Genomic DNA, 17994 nt, shown 5'->3' with positions numbered 1-17994 from the left:
CCGCAACTTCCCCAAATTTAATCTCTTGATCGGTAAAGGCGCCCCAAAAGTCACGCCCCGGTTTCAGGATGCAGGAGCAGGCAGGGAAAACGGTCGCTCCTTGCCCCTCCCCCCAAGGGATAAGGATTTAAGGATTGGCGGTAGGGTATCCCCCGGCCATGCCCAAGTCGGCAGTATTTTTTGGCTAGGTAATTTTCTTGCTCCCCCTAGGCAAGGGGTTGCCCATCCAGACGGCGAATCGCTACCACTGCGGGTTTGGGGGGGGCATTGGGGGTACGGGCGGGCCAGTTGGAACCCTGGGGCACCACCCGCTCCTGCATAAACCGCTCACCGTCCTTGGTTTGCATCCGTACTTCCAGTGTGCGTTTGGCACCATCTTTGCGGATACCGGCATCCTCACCCGGGTGTTGCACGGCCAGAAACAGGGTTTTCCGGTCATCGCTCAGATAGGGCCCGGTCATTTCGCAACCCATCGGCCCAATGGCAAACAAAAACGCCTGCCCCGCCTGCGCCCCCTGGGTGGGAATGTACCACATGGTGTTGTTGCCAAACCGCCCAATCCCCGGCACCGCCGCTGGATTATTCAACCGGGACGTGGACATATCCGTGACCATCCACAAATCCCCCGCCGAGTCCACCATCAGGTTATCGGGATTGGCAAACCCGCCGCCGTCCAAAGTGGGTTCCCCCCCGGTGGCGACCATCTGCCAGGTAAACGTCATCGCCGTCGGTTCCCCTCCCTGCTCCCGTAGCGCCATGATCCAGCCCGGTTCGTAGGATTTTTGGTTGTAGGGCCCAATAAACACCCGCTCGTCTGGGCCCCCATCTTTGCTACTGGGGCTACCCGATGTAAAGGCAATATACAGCGTGCCATCGGCGGCAACCTTGGTATCTTCCGGGCGGGCGGTACAGGTAGCACCGACAGCATTGGCGGCGTAGTGGGCATCAATCAAAATCGCCCCCTGTTTTTCCTCCCGGCTCCCCGTATATAAATCCCCCAGGGTTTTGTACTGCTGTTTGTACTGTTCCACCTCGCTGGTGGTGGTCACCGGCGCAAAGCCCCCCTCAGGACGTTTGGGCAGGTTGAGCAATCCGCCAGCGTGGACTTCCGGGGGGTCGGGGTTCACGGGCGTTTCCGGTTGCAGGGGAATCCACCGCCCCGTCCCGTCCGGGTTGAATTTCGCCGCATAGAGCATCCCATCCCGCAACAGGCGGGAATTGTTTTTATCCTGCGGGTTTTGCACCGCCTCCCGGCTGACAAATTTGTACAGATGCCCGCCCCGCCGGTCACAGCCGGAGTAAAAGGCTAAGGGTTTCCCAGCAACCACTCGAATCCCCACCGCCTCATGACGATAACGCCCCAGCCAGGTGTGTTTGGTGCCCCGGTCGTTGGGATTAGCCGGATCAATTTCCACGATCCAACCGTACTTATTCCCCGGCAACCCCAGGGCACTGCCATGACCCGCCAATTCCCCATCCGCAATGGCAAAGGGGCGGGTTGCGGGCGCAAAGGAGGTGCCATCACTGTACACTGGTTCTGCCACTAAATACTGGAAATTTTCCTCCGCACTCAACACCGTCCCCCAGGGCGTGGTTCCCCCCGCACAGTTGCCAAGGGTACCGATGATTTTAGTGCCCAAATTATCCACATAGCCCTGCCCCTGGGTCTTGCGGAAAATCAGGGTAGCGGGTCCGGTTGATTCCAGATAATTGCCATCTCGCCAGCCGGAAATGCCAGAAATCCGCCGATCCGCCGGGCTAGGAGCCTTCACCCAGCGATTTCCCTCCTGCCGGATCGTCATCACCCCAATCCCCACATCGGTCAGGGCGGCGACAGCCACTTTTTGAATTTGTTCCTTCAGCGGGTCGCCCGCAGGCAGACCGTAGGCATCCACTGCCCCTTTTTCCAGGGCTTTTTGCAACTCCTCAAAAGGCAGGGCTTCCCCAATCACCTGTTGATAGGTTTGTGTCCAGGGTAGGGCACTGATGTATTCAAAATTGACGGTCAAATAGCCCTGATTGGCACCGGCGGGGATAAAGGACAAATAATCATTGTTATACCCAAACCGGCTGTCCCCCAATTTATCCCCCCAACTGGCAATCACCTCGTAGGTGTAACCCTCCGGCAGGACTAATTCATCCCGCACCTCCACCTGGCGATAGGCGGTTTTTTGTTGCGCCCCCGTCAGCCCGTCCGTCGGTAGGGGCATCACCCCCCGCACCGGCGTAAATTTCAAAGGGGTGGGCTTGGCTACCGCCGCTTTCCCCGTTCCCAAAGCCACCGCCCCCAATCCGCTCGCCAAAAATAACAGCGCTTCCCGCCGGGTGATACTCATAACTTCGCCTGCTCTCAAAGATGGTGGGAGTGCGTAAAATTGCTCAAAATACCCCCAATGGCATTTTATAAACCGAATCGCAGATTGAGGTTAAAAACCCATTAAGGAGCGGTTATCAAAACACAAATTCAGGATTTATTCGGATTTATTTTGGGATTGGAGGCGTTGCCATGCCTGCTGGATAAATTGGGACAGCCCCGCCTGTTGGGCTTGCACCTGGCTTTGCACGACGCCCGCCATCCCCGCCGCCCCCCAGCTTTGCTGATGGCGAAAATAGGTGATAAAACTCAACCCCGCCACCCGGGTCAAATAGGCGGCACTAATACTTTGAACTGCTGATGTTAATACATATCCTGCTATCGTTGCCTTGAGGGTACGGCTGACCAGACTGGCGACCCCCCGGGCGACCCCCAATGCGGTCAGGGTTTTCGCCAAGGAGAGCGCCAACTCCCGCCCCTGCGCCAAACTCAGATGACAGCCATAGACCTGCCCCAATTCCACCACCATTTGCGCCTGTACCGCCGCCTGCGCCAGCAAATCCACCCCCGGCAAAGGGGTGAGCCACACCACCCCCGCCCCAATCCACTGGAACCGCTCCACAATCGCCTCCGCCTGCCGTTGCCGTTGCCGGTCGAGAATCTCCTGGGCTTGGGCACCCAACCGCTGACATTGCAATAACAAATTATCGGCAATCAAGTCCTCCCCCTCGGTGCGTAAAATTTCTGCCACCCGCTGTAACAGGGGTTCAATTTCCGGGGGGGGCTGGTAGGGTTCCCCGGTAGTTAACGTAACCGCAGGGGGGGCACCGGCAATGCCCACCACATCCCCAGGGGCAAGCAGTCCCTGCACCCGTTGGCGAATTTGGGTGAGCAGTTCCTCCTGGTCGCTGGTGAGGTACAAATCCGTTTTATTGAACGCCAACACCACCCGTTTCCCCTGTTCCCGCAAATGTTTCAGCACCTCAAATTCCGACTGGCGCAGGTCATTATCCACCACAAAAATCACCAAATCCGCCTGAGCCGCCCATGCCCGTGCCTGCTGTTCCCGCGTGGCTCCCGCCGCCGAACCCTCCTGGAGTCCGGGGGTATCCATCAGTTCAATCGGACGGGGGACCCCTTTGAGGCGAAACCCGTACACCTGAGCGGTGGTCGTGGTTCCCAAGGTGGCGGCAACTTCCCCGGCAATGCGTCCTAGCAATGTATTGACCAAAGCCGTTTTCCCCGTTGAGGCGGTACCGATGATCACCAGGCGCAGGGGTTGGCGGGCTTGCTGGGCGGCGAGTTCTTGATGTTGGGCTTCCAAAACCTGCCGGGCAATCCGGTCTTCGATTTGGGCGAGCTGTTGGGCAATTGCCTCCAGTTGGGCACCGACCGCCTGGTGGGGATGCCGGGGCGTGGGTCGTCGGGTGGGACGATGACCGACCAACCAAAAAATGCGTGCCAAGGTCAGCAATAATCCCAACACCACCAGTAACACCAATCCCAGCAGGAGATTCGCGACGGTTGCCCCGCTCAGGGTCAGGATTTGGGTGTACAAACCCAGTAAATTTTGCAGAAATCCCAGCCCCAAAACCAGGGTCACAACCAGACCCACCAGGAATAAACCCCACTGCCAACGCCGCATTCTTAAGTAACCCAAATAGTCCTAATATAGGTCATTGCCTGGGGGTGAAATGGTTGGCAAAACTAGGGCTAAAAGTTAAGATTTAGAAACCAGCATTAAAACAATAAACCTGTAGGCGGGGTCAAACAATCGTGAACATTGACCGTAGATGGATGGGTGTCATTCTCGGAGTCATGCTTGCCCTGAGTGCGTCCCCTAGCCCTGGTCAAACCCCCAGTACCCGTGCCAATAATTCATTACCGTTGATTTTAATCGCCAGCGGAGGGGTGCTAACCATCGGCGTTTTAGCCCTCTGGTTGCTTTCCCAACGCCAGCCCCCAGCCAGTCCCCCTGCCACACCCCCGGTTTCCTCTGCCCCACCGGCTCCCCCACCCCCCAAACCCAACCCGGTCAAACCTCCCAGTCAAGCCAACATTTTCCTAAATATGGGGAGACAAAAGGCAGAACGGGGCGACCATGAAGAGGCGATCCAGGACTTTAACCAGGTGCTGGCTCTCGACCCCCACAATGCGGAAGCCTACTACGAGCGGGGGGTTGCCTACCGACGTTTGCAAAATTATGCCCAAGCTCTCGCTGACCTGAATCAGGCGATTTTATTTAACCCCAATATGGGAGAAGCCTACTACAATCGGGGGTTAATTCGGTTCAAAGTCAAAGATTATCAACGGGCGGTGGAGGATTACAGCAAAGCCTTAGAATTTAACTCAGAAGCGGCAGAATTTTATCACAATCGTAGCCTGGCTCGCCGCAAATTGGGGGACTACGAAGGGGCTTCCGCTGATTACAAAAAAGCCCTGGATTTGAATCCCAATTACCGATACATTCACAAGGAAGTCACCACCCACAAACAGCGGATGGGAGCGGATGATTTTTACGAACGGGGATTGGTCAAGATGGAAAAAGGGGACTACAAAGGTGCCTTAGAAGAACTCAATCAAGCCCTACGCATGGATACGGATTTAGCTCCCTGTTATTTTGACCGGGCAAAAGTGCGCTTAGCCATTGGCGACCAGGTGGGGGCAGTGGATGACCTGCGGAAAGCCGCTGATTTATTCTTAGAAATGGGCGATACAGAGCGGTGCGACCAAGTGACTGAAGTATTAAAAATGCAACAATTCCGTAATATCTGATAACCGAACGAACCCCCAATACTCTGGTAATAAGAACTAGGGCACCTCTATCAATTCAAAGTTAGCGGTCGCAGGGGGCACCCCCGCCTTGGGTTCTAGCTAATATGGGTATGCCAACGATGGGAGTTCTGGTTGGCTCAAATAATATAGAAGTTATGTAGAGGTTCCCTAAATTCAAAGTTAGCGGTCGCAGGGGGCACCCCCGCCCTTGGTTCTGGGTAATAAGGGTATGCCAATGATGGGAGTTCTGGTTGGCTCAAATAATATAGAGGTTATGTAGAGGTTCCCTAAATTCAAAGTTAGCGGTCGCAGGGGGCACCCCCGCCCTTGGTTCTAGCTAATATGGGTATGCCAACGATGGGATTTATGATTGATTCAAATAAATAGAGATGCCCCCTATTCACCTGCTCTGCCAACAGGAAACCAAACCTGAATTTTGCTTAATGCTCTGGGGTGAAACCGAGGGTAGGAGAAACAAAACTGAACGAATCGCTCAGCCCCATCCCCCCACCCGGTTACTCATGGGGAATGCCGACTTAGTCGCTCAAATTCACTTCCTGCGGGGGCGCACTTGCCCCATTTCGGGAAGCCGCCCGTTCTGCCCTCGCCTCTGCCACCAAATCCTGGAACGATTCTCCCGCTTCTGCCACCGCACTTTGGGCTTTGTCAAAGGCTTCAAAAACCATCACCAGACCTTTTTTGGCGGTTTCCCGGGCGGAATCTGCCAATTCACTCTTGGTCGCCATCCCCACCAAGGGAGCCAGCGCCAAAACCCCCACCCCCACAGCCAGAGCCGTCACCGGTTCCAAGCCCAAAAATAAAGCCTCAAATTCCATCCTGCACCCCCACCAAACGGATTGCCCCTCTATCTTAACCGACCTGTCCAGCCCTGGAAAGGCAAACCACCGGCACCCCCGTCAGGCTAAACGCCCGCACCTCCGTGATTTGCACCGGCACCAACCGCCCCACCTGGGTTTCCCCCGCCACAAAGGTCAGCCGATTCGTGCGGGTACGCCCCATCCCCTGGGTGGCATCCTTGGGATTGAACCCCTCGATGAGAATTTCCTCCACCCGCCCCTGATAGCGTTGGGAGCGTTGCGCCGCCACCTGCGCCACCAGATGATTCAACCGTTGCAGGCGGTCCTGTTTCACCTCCTCAGGAACTTGCCCGTCCCAAGTCGCCGCCGGTGTCCCAGGGCGAGGGGAATAGGCGGCTGTATTCAATTGGTCAAAGCCAATCTGCGCCACCAAGTCCAACGTCCGTTCAAACTGGGCTTCCGTCTCGCCGGGAAACCCCACAATCGCATCGGCACTGATGGCGGCATCCGGGAGATAATGACGAATTTTGTCAATGATTTGACAGTACTTTTCCCTGGTATAGCCCCTCTGCATCCGCCGCAAAATCTCGTTATCCCCGGACTGAAAGGGAATGTGAAAATGCTCGCACACCTTAGGCAATGCCGCACAGGCTTGGATCAACCGCTCAGTAAAATACCGGGGATGACTGGTCACAAACCGAATCCGCTCGATCCCCGGCACCTCATGAATAAAATACAGCAAATCCGTTAACGTCACCCGATAACGACCGTCGGGACGAGTGCCCAAATCCCGCCCGTAGGCATCAATATTTTGTCCTAACAACGTAATTTCTTTATACCCCTGTTCTGCCAGCCCAATAATTTCCTGTTTGATGGCTTCCGGTTGGCGGGATTGTTCCTTCCCCCGCACCTGGGGCACGACACAATAGGTACAGTGTTCGTTGCACCCGTAAATCACGTTCACCCAGGCGGTCACCCGACTGTCCCGGCGGGGTTTGGTAATGTCTTCCAAAATGTCAATCGCTTCCGTCGCCACCACCTGCTGTCCCTGTTCCACCTGCGCCAAAATGTCCCCCAGGCGGTTCGCATACTGAGGTCCCATGACCGCATCCAATTCCGGCACCCGGCGCAACAACCGTTCCCCCTCCTGTTGGGCAACACAGCCCGCCACCACCAGGGTCAAACCGGGATTTTGGTGCTTGCGTTTCGCCTGCCGCCCCAGATAGGAATAAACCTTTTGCTCAGCATTGTCCCGAATCGTACAGGTGTTGTACAGAATTAAATCCGCTTGGTTTTCATCGGCGGTTGCCTCCCAGCCCAAATCCTCTAAAACCCCCGCCATCCGCTCCGAATCGGCACGGTTCATCTGACAACCAAAGGTAACAATGTGATAACGACGGGTCATGGAATAGAGTTTACTAATTTATTAAAAGGGAAATTACGCTCAAATAACTATTATATGCCATGCCCAGAGATGGGAAGGGAGATGGGATTTCCCATGAGGGTTCCTAGGGCAGGGGCAACGACCTGATTTTTTGGCGCAAACTGCGTAGGGCTTGGCTTCTCCCCAGGGTGATGCTCTGATTCAGGAGTTCCGGCACCCAGGCTAAAATTGGCACATTGGGGAAGATAGAACTGCACTCAGCACGCTGATATTGTCCCGATTGCAGAACATAAATCGTTAGCTCAGCCTCCCCATAAACCCATAATTCCGGCACGCCCAAACGGGTATAAGCCTCCACCTGGGTCTGGGAGGTAACATCTACTTCAATGGCGAGGTCGGGTGGGGGGTCAATGGCTAAGTTGAGCCGACGCTTACCTTGCATTTGTCTATGGTGTTGAATGTAAAAGCATTGATCCGGTTCAATGCCAAAGTTCATTTCTTGGCGTTTGAAGGTGGTTGAACCAAAGCACTCGCAGTCAAGCCCTAATTCTTCTAACAGGATTTTCACCAGATCACCAATCAGTTCTTTATCCACTTCATGCTCTGGTAATGGCATCCTAATCTCCAACACTCCATCCCAATAGGCAAGGCGGCTGGCTCGTTTTTCGCCCAATTCAGCCATAATCGCCTCAAATTCAGACCATTGAAGCCCATGAATGAGCAAGCGTTGACCAGGGGGAATATCCAGTTGTCGGAATTGTAACGTAACCATTGTTATAGAAGTGGGGTCAAAGTTCACAGTCCCGATGAAGCTAATTCTGGCATTCCCTGAAGGTTAATTCTCTTTTATAATAAGAAATCATTTTCTCATGGGAGCATCAATCATGGGGCTTGAATTGCATAATTTTTATTGGGATCAGGAACGGCTGGTGCAGGTGGAAACCCAACCCCATCATGTGGCGGGTTTGTTGGCGAATATCCGGGAAAGTCTGGCAGATTCAGATGCGGAATGGGAGGATATTTACTCCGCTTACTATGAATGTCCCGAGGATGGCACCACCACGTTTTACGAAGCGGAATCCGCCGAAGCGGGCAAACCGGGAATTTGGACCTATATAGTGTACGAATGCGCCCCCGGGGAAGAAACGGTGCTGACCAATGCGGATATTGACACCTACCAGCCGGTTTTGGCGCTGCGGGCGTTGGCTGGTCAAGCATGAATGCTGTTCCCCAGGTGGATTTAGCCGCTTTTGTAGCTCCTAATGCAACCTTAATTGGGGATGTGCGCCTGGGGGTGGATGCCAATATCTGGTATCAGGCGGTACTGCGGGGGGATTACAGCCCGATTCTCGTAGGACAGGGCACGAATATCCAGGACGGCTGTATCCTGCACGGCGACCCAGGAGCACCTACGATTTTGGGGGATTGGGTGACGGTGGGGCATCGGGCGGTGATTCACAGTGCGGAAATCCACACGGGGGCGTTGATCGGCATCGGGGCGATTATCCTGAATGGGGTGACGGTGGGCACAGGCTGTATCGTGGGGGCGGGAGCGGTCGTGACCAAATCTTTGCCGGATTATTCCCTCGCAGTGGGCATTCCCGCCAAGGTGGTACGGGAGGTGACCCCCCAGGAGGCGGCAAACCTGATCACCCATGCCCAGGAATACGTTATCCTCGCCCGCCAGCACGCCCGTCAGGTTTTGGAGGGAAAAGGTTCCCCAAAAATGGGGCTGAGGTAGGCGACCAAGGCACCGATGGCAAACCCAGCCACGTTCCGCACGACGGGCAACCAATCACTGGTACGGCTCAGAACGGGTCCTAAACCGAAGGAAATAAACAGCATTCCCCACAGGGGCGAAAAAATCAGTACCCATTGCCAGGCGATCACCTGTCCTTGGCGACGGGGTTGGGCGGCAAACCCACAAATTACGCCCCCCACCAGGGAAGTGATCAGGGTCAACAGCCATTGCTCCTGGGGTAAACCGGGCACCACTTTGCATCCCTCTTCCCGCACCAGACAGGTTTCTACGGAACGCAAGGCTTGGATAATCGCCTGATCTTCCCCATGCTCCCGAACATAAAACATATTCCCAAACCGGGCTTGCAGTTCAATCCAAAACAGGCGGGGCATTTTTTGATATACCGCATCCCCGACGTTGAAACTTAGCAAATTACCGCCCCGGGGGTCTGCCACCAACAACACACTCCGGTCATCCAAACCCCAAAAATCTTTGACCGCCTTGCCGGGGGTACGGTCGTACTGGGTCACCACCCGCAGTTTCCAGCCATGTTCCTGCTCAAATTGCTCTAACTCCTGCGCCAAAGCCATTTCCTGGACATCGGTGAGGGAACGATTCAGGTCAATAATCGGCGTGGGCTGGCTGGGCAAAAGGTCGGGATTATCGTAGGCAAAGGCGGGCGACACCCACAGCCCCCAACCCAATACCACTGCCAACACCCACCCCATTACCCAGGAACATGACTTAAACATCGCTGGCATCACTCCGTAATAAACCCGTAAATTAACCAATGGCTCAACAAAATTTACATTTTGTAACTTGCCTTTAATTTTAGAAAGTTTTGGGGCTTGCGTCAAATGGGGGGTTGGTTAGACTGGGGGAGTAGGGTTATGCCGCAGGTGACGGGTGGAAATCACGTTTTTGGGAACCAGTTCGGGGGTGCCGACCCGGGGGCGGAATGTGTCCAGTATCGGGTTAAAGTTGCCCCAGCGGGCGGAGGTGTGGCTGTTTGACTGTGGGGAGGGCACCCAGCACCAACTGTTACGCAGTGATTTGAAATCCAGTCAAATTCGTCGGATTTTTATCACCCACATGCATGGGGATCATATTTTTGGCTTGGTTGGGTTGCTTGCCAGTTGCGGGTTGGCGGGGGACAATCACCGGGTGGACATCTATGGTCCGGCGGATTTGCAGGGGTATATCAAAGCCTGCTTGCGCTACAGTCAGATGCGGTTTGCGTTTCCGGTGGAGGTGCATCCGGTGTCGCCGGGGTTGGTCTATGAGGATGGGGAGTTTCAAGTGACCTGTGCGCCGTTGAAGCATCGGGTGCCCGCCTTTGGCTATCGGGTGGGGGAACGGGAACGGGCGGGGGAATTTAACGTGGCGAAGGCGCAGGCGTTGGGGATTCCACCAGGACCGGTGTACGGACAGTTGAAACGGGGGGAAACGGTGACCCTGCCGGATGGACGGGTGATCGATGGGCGGGAGTTCTGTGGTTCGCCGCAACCGGGACGGCATTTTGTGTACTGCACAGATACAATCTATTGCGACCAGGCGGTGGCGTTGGCGCAGGGGGCGGATGTGTTGGTGCATGAGGCGACCTTTGCCCACCAGGATGCGGCGTTGGCGTTTGAACGGCTCCATTCCACATCCACGATGGCGGCGCAGGTGGCTCTAGCGGCGGGGGTCAAGCAGTTGATCCTCACCCATTTCAGCCCCCGTTATGCTCCGGGTAATCCCCTGCAATTGAGCGATTTATTGGCGGAAGCCCAGGCGATTTTCCCCAATACGGTGCTGGCGAGTGATTTTTTTACCTACAGCATTCCCCGTGCCCAAACGACAACTACAGTGCCGGTGGGATGATGGGGTTTGTCGCAATCCTCACTGAGTTTAGAACAGGGGTCGCAGGGCACCGCCCCGTCCTGGTTCTAGGAAATCTCACTTCTCGCTTCTCACTCCTTACTCCTCTGAAGCATGAGATCGCAATACCCCTTTAAGCCATGTCAATAATTCCTAAATTATCCCGATGGATGACCGTTTCTGGTCCCACATAACCCAACCGTTCCCCAATCGCTTCCGAGTGACAGCCCCGGATTTGCTGGAGTTCTTCACTGCTGTAATTGACCAAGCCCCGGGCGATTTCCTGTCCCGACTCGTCCATCACCTGCACCGCTGACTGGGCGGGAAATTCCCCCTCAATCGCCACAATCCCAGCGGCTAGGAGCGATTTCCCCTGGGTACGGATGGCAACCGCCGCCCCCGCATCCACCACCACCCGCCCCACTGGCACCAAACCATGCACCAGCCAGCGTTTCCGGGCACGCACTGGCGGTTCCTGGGGTAAAAAATGAGTGCCAATCAATTCCCCCGCCAGGATTTTACTGAGGTTCTGGGGTTGTCGTCCCTCGGTGATCACCGTCCGTACCCCCGCCGCCGTGGCAATCCGTGCCGCCGCAATCTTGGTGACCATACCCCCGGTGCCCCAACCGGAACCTGCGTTCCCCACCTGTACCCCCAGGTCAGCCAAATCCGCCACCCGATTTACTAGGGCAATGGGTTGGGCATTAGGGTCGTGCCGGGGGTCAGTGGCATAAAGGCGGTCCACATCCGTGAGCAAAATCAGCCAATCCGCTCCCAGCAAACTCGCCAGGAGTGCCGACAGGGTATCATTGTCCCCAAAGCGCAATTCTTCCACCGCCACTGTGTCGTTTTCATTCACAATCGGGATGATCCCCAGGTTGAGCAGTTCGGTCAAGGTATTGAGAATGTTGCGATAGCGGTGCCGCTCGCTCAGGTCTTCCCGGGTCAGGAGTACCTGGGCAATGGGTTGTCCCAGCACGGAAAACAGGTCATCGTACAAACGCATTAACCGCCCTTGTCCCACCGCCGCCACTGCCTGCCGAGTTGCTAATTGTTGCGGACGTTGGCTCCACCCCAAGCGTTGACAGCCCACCCCCACCGCCCCGGAGGACACCAACACCAGCCGGTGTCCGTTCTGCCGCAGACCCGCCAGGGTTTCCACCAGACTACTCAAGGTGGCGAGGGCAAGCTTCCCCGTACTCCCCTGGGTGAGGCTGGAGGTGCCAATTTTGACAACAACGGTTTGGCTCACTGGTGTATTAATGATGCAGAACTAAGCGATAACGGGCTTTGCCAGCACTCAGATGCGCCATCGCCTCATTCACCTGGGCAAACGCAAACTTCTCAGTCACCGGGGCAATGCCATGCCGGGCGGCAAACTCCAGCATTTTACCAATCGTCGCCGGACTACCCAGGGGACTGCCGGAGAGGGACTTTTGCCCCGCAATCAAAGGAAACGCAAAGGCACTGATGGCACTGGGCACCACCCCCACAAAATGTAACCGTCCCTTGGGGCGCAGAGCTTGGATGTAAATTCCCCAATCCAAATCCGCATTCACCGTTGAGAGAATAAAATCAAAGGAATTTGCCACCTTTTGCAGTGCCTGGGGGTCACGGGAATGGACAAAATGATCTGCTCCCAAAGCCCTGGCTTCCCCCTCCTTCTCCGGGTTGGTGGAAAAGGCAGTCACATCACAACCCCAAGCGTGGAGAAACTGCAACGCCAAATGCCCCAAACCCCCAATGCCCACCACCCCCACCCGATCTGTGGGTTTAATGTCAAATTGAATGATCGGATTAAATACGGTAATGCCGCCACAAAATAGGGGTCCTGCCTGGGCGGGATCAAGGGTTTCGGGCAAAGGTACCAGCCATTCGGGATGGGCACGCACCCGGTCCGCAAAACCGCCATACCGTCCCACAATCGTTTGCTCAGCGGTTGGGCAAAGATTATGTTCCCCACTCATACACCATTCGCAGTGCATACAGGAATGGGAAAACCACCCCAACCCCACCCGTTGCCCCACCTGGAGGGTCGTCACCTGGGCACCCACTGCCGCCACTACCCCCACCACCTCATGCCCCGGCACCAAAGGGTATTGGCTGATGCCCCACTCGTTGTTCACCATGCTCAGGTCGCTGTGGCAAATCCCGCAGTATTCCACCTGGACTTCCACTGCTTGTTCCGGCAGGGCACCGGGGTCGTAATCCAGGGGTTCGAGGGCACCACCGGGGGTGTGCGCCGCATAGGCATGGATCATGGTTTTGCCAGAGATGGGGAACATTCTGGATTTTAGCTCATGACTTCTCCTGATACCTATAGCAGTCCTATTTGATTTAGTGAATAGAAATTCTCCAGAACCAAGTACGGGGGCGGTGCCCCTGCGACCGCTAATTTTGAATAGAGGTGCCCAAATGATTAAACCCCGGCGTGAGTATTGAGATAATTTTGCCACATTTGCTCTAACATTTGATCAAATTCCTGGGCAAATTGCCGCCCATTCCAGAGGGGAGAAGTGCGCCGGGACAAATACAATTTTTGGCGAATGTTTTGTCGTAATTTGGCATCAGTCCCCAACCGCATCCCCCATTCCACATATTCTGCCCCATTCCAAGCAATCCCTTCTGTAATTCCGCAATTGACCAAAAAACTATAGCTATTGCGTGCCGCATATTGCTGTCCCACCCGGGTCACCAAAGGCACCCCCACCCACAAAGCCTCTAGCGTCGTCGTCGCTCCATTGTAGGGATAGGTATCCAGAACCACATCCGCAATGCCCATATTCGCCCGATGGACATACTCATTCACATCCCGGGCTAAGAATTTCAAACGGTCTGGATTCACCCCCATTTCCTGCGCTAAATCACTGAAAAATTCTTGAATCCCTTGCTGATCCCCAATGCCTTTGAGCAGTAGATAACTATGGGGAACTTGTTTGAGAATTTCCAACTGCAAACGCACCGTTTCATCATGGCGTTTATAACTGGCTTGGGCACTATAAAAAATGGTGGCATCCCCCGGAATTCCCAAGTCTTCCCGGCGCAACGTTGGCACCCCAATTTCAAAGCCATCCACCCCGATATAGCAGTGGGGTAACCGCCACAAAGTTTCCTGATAATGGGCTTGGGCATCCGCCGGTAAAACATAGGGGTCAACCACAAAATAATCCATCGTGGGAATCCCCATTGCATCCCAACCCAGCCAACTGACCAGCACCGGTGCCGGTTTTTGCGCCAAGACTACGCCAACGGCATTCAACGTCACACTATCTAAATCAATCAAAATATCCACTTGATCTTTATAAATGTGATCCGCCATCGCTTTAGGGTCACGGTAATAGACACAGGCTTGACATTTGGGTAATAAAAACTCATGGGCAAATTGATCCGGTTGATTCACCAGGGCATACATATAAAAGTCAAATTTTTGGCGGTTCGTATATTTGATATACCAGCGCATCAACCAGCCAACTGAATGTTTCCGAAACGTATGGGAAAGGAAACCAATTCTCAGTTTATCCCGCTCCCGGTGCTGATGATCAAACACGCCATTCCTTCTTTGGATGCAGGTGGTAATCAGACCAATAAATTTTTGTTTTAAGTATTGATTATTGGCTAAATCATCCCGTAGGTACGGCAATAAAAATGGCACATTAAAGGGTGCCCGAATTGTCCGTTGAAGCATATCATTGATGGTGTCAACATCCTGTTGTACAACCTGCTCAAGGGTCTGAATATAACGCTGACCAACTTCCTGATATTCCTGCTGTTTTTTTCCCCGAATATGAATCAAACCTTGGAGCATTTTATCAATCGCATCCAGTTGATGTAAAAAAGTACCGTGCTGTTGGGCTAGTTCCGTCAATTCACGGGCTAACTCTAAACCAGTGCGATATTCATTCAGATGGTAAAATACACTTACCAAAAAGTAATGGTAATCGCAGTTATTCGGTTGTTGTTCAATACACCATTCTAGGAGATGGCGGGTAAACAGAGTGTTTTGTTTTTCATGGTGCTGAATCAGGGCACTCAGAAAAATGATATTGGGAAAATTATCAATTCGTTCAACCCCTACATCTAATAATTCTTTTTGCCAAGGTTGGATGCTTTGGTCTTCAATTTCTTTGAAAATAATATGTAGGGTATTTCTAAGGGTTGTTACATTAATATGCTCCGATGATCTTTGCTTGATGTATTGGGGGAGTTCCAGTTCTTGTAAACGAGTAAAATTATGATTAATTGCCAACAATTCGGCAAACAAAAGTAAATTCTCAACATTGTCCGGTACCACTTCCCAAATCCATTGCCGCAACCAACAGGCAAAGGGGGCATTATCATGGTATTCGGTAGCAATTTGGTCAAGGAGGTTAATGATTGCTTGACAAGCTGATTCGCTTAAATTGAGCATGGCTTGGAGCCAAAGTTCCTGAGCCGCTTCCACTTCTTCTTGCGCAAGAAAAGCAATAATTCCATAGGCGTAGGTGGTCGGATTATCAGGCTCTTGGGTTAAAATCTTTTGCGCTAAATCACTGAGATCAGGATATTTTTTTCCCTGTAGATAGGTTTGCGCTTGGGTAACCCAGGACGTTGCCATGACCATTGCCCTAAAAATGATTTGCCTGCTTTTATCATAGTCGCTCCCTGTGTCCCCGAAACGGCTATGATAGGGATGGTTTGTCGTCGGATACCGTTATGATTCACCCATTTGAGATGCCTGTGCTGAGTTCCACTATGACCGAGGGGAAGGTGGTGGCGTGGTTAAAGCAGGTGGGAGATTTTGTCAAGGCTAATGAAAATATTGCGGTAGTGGAATCGGATAAATCGGACATGGAGGCGGAGTGCTTCCATGATGGGTATCTGGCGGCGATTTTAGTACCTGCAGGGGGGCAAGCACCCACGGGGCAACCGATTGCCCTGATTGCGGAGACGGTGGAAGAAATGCAACAGGTGCAACAAAATCCCCAGCAGTACCTGGCACAATTGCAAACCCAATCGCAAACGGCGAAACCTCCCGTTAACCCGGAACCGGAATTGGTAACGGCTACCCCAGCGACCAATGGGCGGGTGATCGCATCCCCCCGGGCGAAAAAATTAGCCCAAACCTATCATTTGGATTTAACCCAGATTAAAGGTAGCGGTCCCTACGGGCGGATTGTGGCGGAAGATGTACTGCAAATTGCATCTCCTCCGTCCCGTCCAACCCCATCTGCCCCTGCGGTGGTCATTCCTGCCTCCCCACCAGCGGCTCCTGCCTCTCCTCCCCCGGCAACGGTGACCGGTTCAGGCACCATTACCCCCCTCAGCACCCTGCAACAGGCGGTGGTACGGAATATGGTGGCGAGCTTGGCGGTGCCAGTTTTTCGGGTGACCTATGCCATTACTACCAATGCCTTGGATACTTTGTACCAACAAATTAAGGGCAAAGGGGTGACGATGACCGCATTACTTGCGAAAGCCATTGCCCTGACATTGACCAAACATCCCCTGCTCAACAGTCGCTATACCGACCAAGGCATCCAACAACCGGAGGGGATTCATGTGGCGGTGGCGGTGGCGATGGAAGATGGCGGACTGGTAACGCCGGTGTTGGCAAACCCTCATCAACAGGATATTTATAGCCTCTCCCGCTCCTGGCAGGATTTGGTCAAACGTGCCAAGGCGAAGCAACTGCAACCCCAGGAGTACAATAGCGGTACATTTACCCTATCCAACCTAGGGATGTTTGGGGTGGAACAATTTGATGCGATTTTACCCCCCAATCAGGGGTCGATTTTGGCGGTGGGGGCGGCGCAACCGGAGGTGATGGCACTTGCGGATGGCTGTATTGCGGTGCGGCGGCGGATGCGGGTCACCCTCACCTGTGACCATCGGGTGATTTATGGTGCCCAGGCGGCGGCTTTTTTGCAGGACCTAGCCAAACTCATGGAAACGGAAACTCAATCTTTGGTGTTGTAAATCTGCGCTTCTTGATAAATAAGTTTCTGTACCGCACCCACCACCGGATTCACCTCTACCCCTCGGGTTTGGGGATGGGTTAAATGCGCCTGTTGTTCCTGTTCCATCATCAGCACATCTTCCCGAATTAAACCTTGCAGAAAACCTTTCGCCGCATTAAAACAGCGATTTTTTACCCAACGGCGAAACCAGATGGGCAAGCGATGCAAATCCCGAAATGTCCCTAAGGAAACCGTATGGATCAAATAGGCACGGGTTTGGGTGGCACTCACCGGCGCAATCAAACAATAGAGGCGAAAGTCCTTGCCCAACCAGGAATGCCAATGGGGATATTCATAACGCACAATTAAGGCGGTTAAAAAGCCCCGTCGCAACCAAGGAATAAAAAGTTGAATCATTGACCAAGGGCGGTTAATTTGGAAGTAACATTCCGCCTGATATTCCGCTTCCACCCAATCAGAACCAACCCGTTTTTTCTGTAAGATTGCCTTTCCCCAGGGTTGAAAATTCCGGTGCAAATGACCGTGATACATATCCATTAAATTTTCTACCAAAAATGAGAAATGCGCCCGAAAATTCATCGGTGCCACACTCACCACATAATTCAAATGTTCCCATTCCGGTATCGCCAGGGGTTCCTGGTTCTGCGCCTGGGTTGGATCGCCGGGAAACAACCAAATAAACCCATGCCGTTCCTGAACCGGGTAGCTCCGAATACGACAGGGAGGTAATTTCTGACTTTTATGCAAATAAGGAATATCGGTACAATGCCCCGTGCCATCAAATTTCCAACCATGATAAATACAGACAATATCATTGCCTTGCACATAACCACTGCTCAGTTTTACCAACCGATGCGGGCAACGATTTTCTAATGCTTGCACCTGATGATCATGGTTCCGAAATAGCACAATATCCTGACCCCAAATTTGGATCGCCAATGGTTTTTTCCGCACTTCACTACTCAGTGCCACCGCATACCAATGATTCAGATTAACTGCCGCTGACCGCAAGGATTCTGGTCGTGGGACCCCAGCGAACTGTTGCATCTTTGGGTACGATCACTCCTCAACAAATGCAGGATAACATTTTTCGGCTGTAGGTGAATGAATGTTACCAACAACAGCCATTTTCTACCCGTTGATGG

15 protein-coding genes are annotated in these 17994 nt (G+C 53.6%); 5 read left to right on the top strand and 10 right to left on the bottom strand.

Annotated features, from left to right (window positions below; genetic code table 11):
- Nucleotides 1-206: 206 nt before the first annotated feature.
- Together MLD66_RS01825 and MLD66_RS01820 are read right to left on the bottom strand one after the other, a co-directional pair.
- On the bottom strand, nt 207-2336 hold the full coding sequence (locus MLD66_RS01825; protein ID WP_247215239.1) for an alkaline phosphatase PhoX: 2130 nt from the start codon (nt 2334-2336) through the stop codon (nt 207-209).
- 135 nt (nt 2337-2471) lie between these two features.
- Nucleotides 2472-3959: a GTP-binding protein gene (locus tag MLD66_RS01820; protein ID WP_247215238.1), complete on the bottom strand. Its 1488-nt coding sequence runs from the start codon at nt 3957-3959 to the stop codon at nt 2472-2474.
- A gap of 131 nt (nt 3960-4090) precedes the next feature.
- On the opposite strand from MLD66_RS01820, the gene MLD66_RS01815 reads away from it, so the two are divergent.
- Nucleotides 4091-5089 (top strand): tetratricopeptide repeat protein, encoded by a 999-nt coding sequence (locus tag MLD66_RS01815; protein ID WP_247215237.1) that lies wholly within the window; start codon nt 4091-4093, stop codon nt 5087-5089.
- Between the two features lie 536 nt (nt 5090-5625).
- On the opposite strand, the gene MLD66_RS01810 is transcribed toward MLD66_RS01815, so the two are convergent.
- The 3 genes from MLD66_RS01810 to MLD66_RS01800 form a co-directional block, all read right to left on the bottom strand.
- A complete protein-coding gene (locus tag MLD66_RS01810) occupies nt 5626-5925 on the bottom strand; it encodes a DUF5132 domain-containing protein (protein WP_247215236.1) in 300 nt (99 codons plus the stop codon).
- Between the two features lie 34 nt (nt 5926-5959).
- Nucleotides 5960-7312 carry a tRNA (N6-isopentenyl adenosine(37)-C2)-methylthiotransferase MiaB gene (miaB, locus tag MLD66_RS01805; protein ID WP_247215235.1) on the bottom strand — a complete coding sequence of 451 codons (1353 nt, stop codon included), beginning with the start codon at nt 7310-7312 and terminating at the stop codon, nt 5960-5962.
- 103 nt (nt 7313-7415) lie between these two features.
- On the bottom strand, nt 7416-8063 hold the full coding sequence (locus MLD66_RS01800; protein WP_247215234.1) for a Uma2 family endonuclease: 648 nt from the start codon (nt 8061-8063) through the stop codon (nt 7416-7418).
- A gap of 112 nt (nt 8064-8175) precedes the next feature.
- Between MLD66_RS01800 and MLD66_RS01795 the strand changes: the two genes are divergently transcribed.
- Together MLD66_RS01795 and MLD66_RS01790 are read left to right on the top strand one after the other, a co-directional pair.
- On the top strand, nt 8176-8511 hold the full coding sequence (locus MLD66_RS01795) for a hypothetical protein (protein WP_247215233.1): 336 nt from the start codon (nt 8176-8178) through the stop codon (nt 8509-8511).
- Nucleotides 8508-9032: a gamma carbonic anhydrase family protein gene (locus MLD66_RS01790; protein ID WP_247215232.1), complete on the top strand. Its 525-nt coding sequence runs from the start codon at nt 8508-8510 to the stop codon at nt 9030-9032. The genes MLD66_RS01795 and MLD66_RS01790 overlap by 4 nt, the downstream gene beginning before the upstream one ends.
- On the opposite strand, the gene MLD66_RS01785 is transcribed toward MLD66_RS01790, so the two are convergent.
- Nucleotides 8987-9760: a TPM domain-containing protein gene (locus MLD66_RS01785; RefSeq protein WP_247218889.1), complete on the bottom strand. Its 774-nt coding sequence runs from the start codon at nt 9758-9760 to the stop codon at nt 8987-8989. The genes MLD66_RS01790 and MLD66_RS01785 overlap by 46 nt on opposite strands.
- 178 nt (nt 9761-9938) lie before the next feature.
- On the opposite strand from MLD66_RS01785, the gene MLD66_RS01780 reads away from it, so the two are divergent.
- Complete coding sequence (locus MLD66_RS01780; RefSeq protein WP_247215231.1) at nt 9939-10895, top strand: ribonuclease Z; 957 nt, start codon at nt 9939-9941, stop codon at nt 10893-10895.
- 130 nt (nt 10896-11025) lie between these two features.
- Here MLD66_RS01780 and proB read toward each other — a convergent pair whose 3' ends face one another.
- From proB to MLD66_RS01765, 3 genes are all read right to left on the bottom strand, one after another.
- Complete coding sequence (gene proB / locus MLD66_RS01775; RefSeq protein WP_247215230.1) at nt 11026-12144, bottom strand: glutamate 5-kinase; 1119 nt, start codon at nt 12142-12144, stop codon at nt 11026-11028.
- Nucleotides 12145-12151: 7 nt separating this feature from the next.
- Nucleotides 12152-13153, bottom strand: coding sequence for an NAD(P)-dependent alcohol dehydrogenase (locus tag MLD66_RS01770; RefSeq protein ID WP_247215229.1), 1002 nt, complete (start codon nt 13151-13153; stop codon nt 12152-12154).
- 158 nt (nt 13154-13311) lie between these two features.
- Nucleotides 13312-15486, bottom strand: a complete 2175-nt coding sequence (locus MLD66_RS01765) for a hypothetical protein (protein ID WP_247215228.1) — start codon at nt 15484-15486, stop codon at nt 13312-13314.
- Between the two features lie 98 nt (nt 15487-15584).
- On the opposite strand from MLD66_RS01765, the gene MLD66_RS01760 reads away from it, so the two are divergent.
- Nucleotides 15585-16847: a dihydrolipoamide acetyltransferase family protein gene (locus MLD66_RS01760; RefSeq protein WP_247215227.1), complete on the top strand. Its 1263-nt coding sequence runs from the start codon at nt 15585-15587 to the stop codon at nt 16845-16847.
- On the opposite strand, the gene MLD66_RS01755 is transcribed toward MLD66_RS01760, so the two are convergent.
- A complete protein-coding gene (locus tag MLD66_RS01755) occupies nt 16829-17896 on the bottom strand; it encodes an aromatic ring-hydroxylating dioxygenase subunit alpha (RefSeq protein ID WP_247215226.1) in 1068 nt (355 codons plus the stop codon). The two genes, MLD66_RS01760 and MLD66_RS01755, sit on opposite strands and share 19 nt — an antisense overlap.
- Nucleotides 17897-17994: the final 98 nt, after the last annotated feature.

It is taken from the genome of Synechococcus sp. C9, assembly GCF_022984075.1.
GTDB lineage: Bacteria > Cyanobacteriota > Cyanobacteriia > Gloeomargaritales > Gloeomargaritaceae > Gloeomargarita.
This window is presented reverse-complemented; position numbering and strand designations above follow the sequence as displayed.

What these genes read in the sequence shown, in the direction of transcription:
- MLD66_RS01825 (WP_247215239.1), bottom strand. Translation starts at nt 2,336, where the DNA reads ATGAGTATCACCCGGCGGGAAGCGCTGTTATTTTTGGCGAGCGGATTG.
- MLD66_RS01820 (WP_247215238.1), bottom strand. Translation starts at nt 3,959, where the DNA reads ATGCGGCGTTGGCAGTGGGGTTTATTCCTGGTGGGTCTGGTTGTGACC.
- MLD66_RS01810 (WP_247215236.1), bottom strand. Translation starts at nt 5,925, where the DNA reads ATGGAATTTGAGGCTTTATTTTTGGGCTTGGAACCGGTGACGGCTCTG.
- miaB (WP_247215235.1), bottom strand. Translation starts at nt 7,312, where the DNA reads ATGACCCGTCGTTATCACATTGTTACCTTTGGTTGTCAGATGAACCGT.
- MLD66_RS01800 (WP_247215234.1), bottom strand. Translation starts at nt 8,063, where the DNA reads ATGGTTACGTTACAATTCCGACAACTGGATATTCCCCCTGGTCAACGC.
- MLD66_RS01795 (WP_247215233.1), top strand. Translation starts at nt 8,176, where the DNA reads ATGGGGCTTGAATTGCATAATTTTTATTGGGATCAGGAACGGCTGGTG.
- MLD66_RS01790 (WP_247215232.1), top strand. Translation starts at nt 8,508, where the DNA reads ATGAATGCTGTTCCCCAGGTGGATTTAGCCGCTTTTGTAGCTCCTAAT.
- MLD66_RS01785 (WP_247218889.1), bottom strand. Translation starts at nt 9,760, where the DNA reads ATGGGGTGGGTGTTGGCAGTGGTATTGGGTTGGGGGCTGTGGGTGTCG.
- MLD66_RS01770 (WP_247215229.1), bottom strand. Translation starts at nt 13,153, where the DNA reads ATGATCCATGCCTATGCGGCGCACACCCCCGGTGGTGCCCTCGAACCC.
- MLD66_RS01765 (WP_247215228.1), bottom strand. Translation starts at nt 15,486, where the DNA reads ATGGCAACGTCCTGGGTTACCCAAGCGCAAACCTATCTACAGGGAAAA.
- MLD66_RS01760 (WP_247215227.1), top strand. Translation starts at nt 15,585, where the DNA reads ATGATTCACCCATTTGAGATGCCTGTGCTGAGTTCCACTATGACCGAG.
- MLD66_RS01755 (WP_247215226.1), bottom strand. Translation starts at nt 17,896, where the DNA reads ATGCAACAGTTCGCTGGGGTCCCACGACCAGAATCCTTGCGGTCAGCG.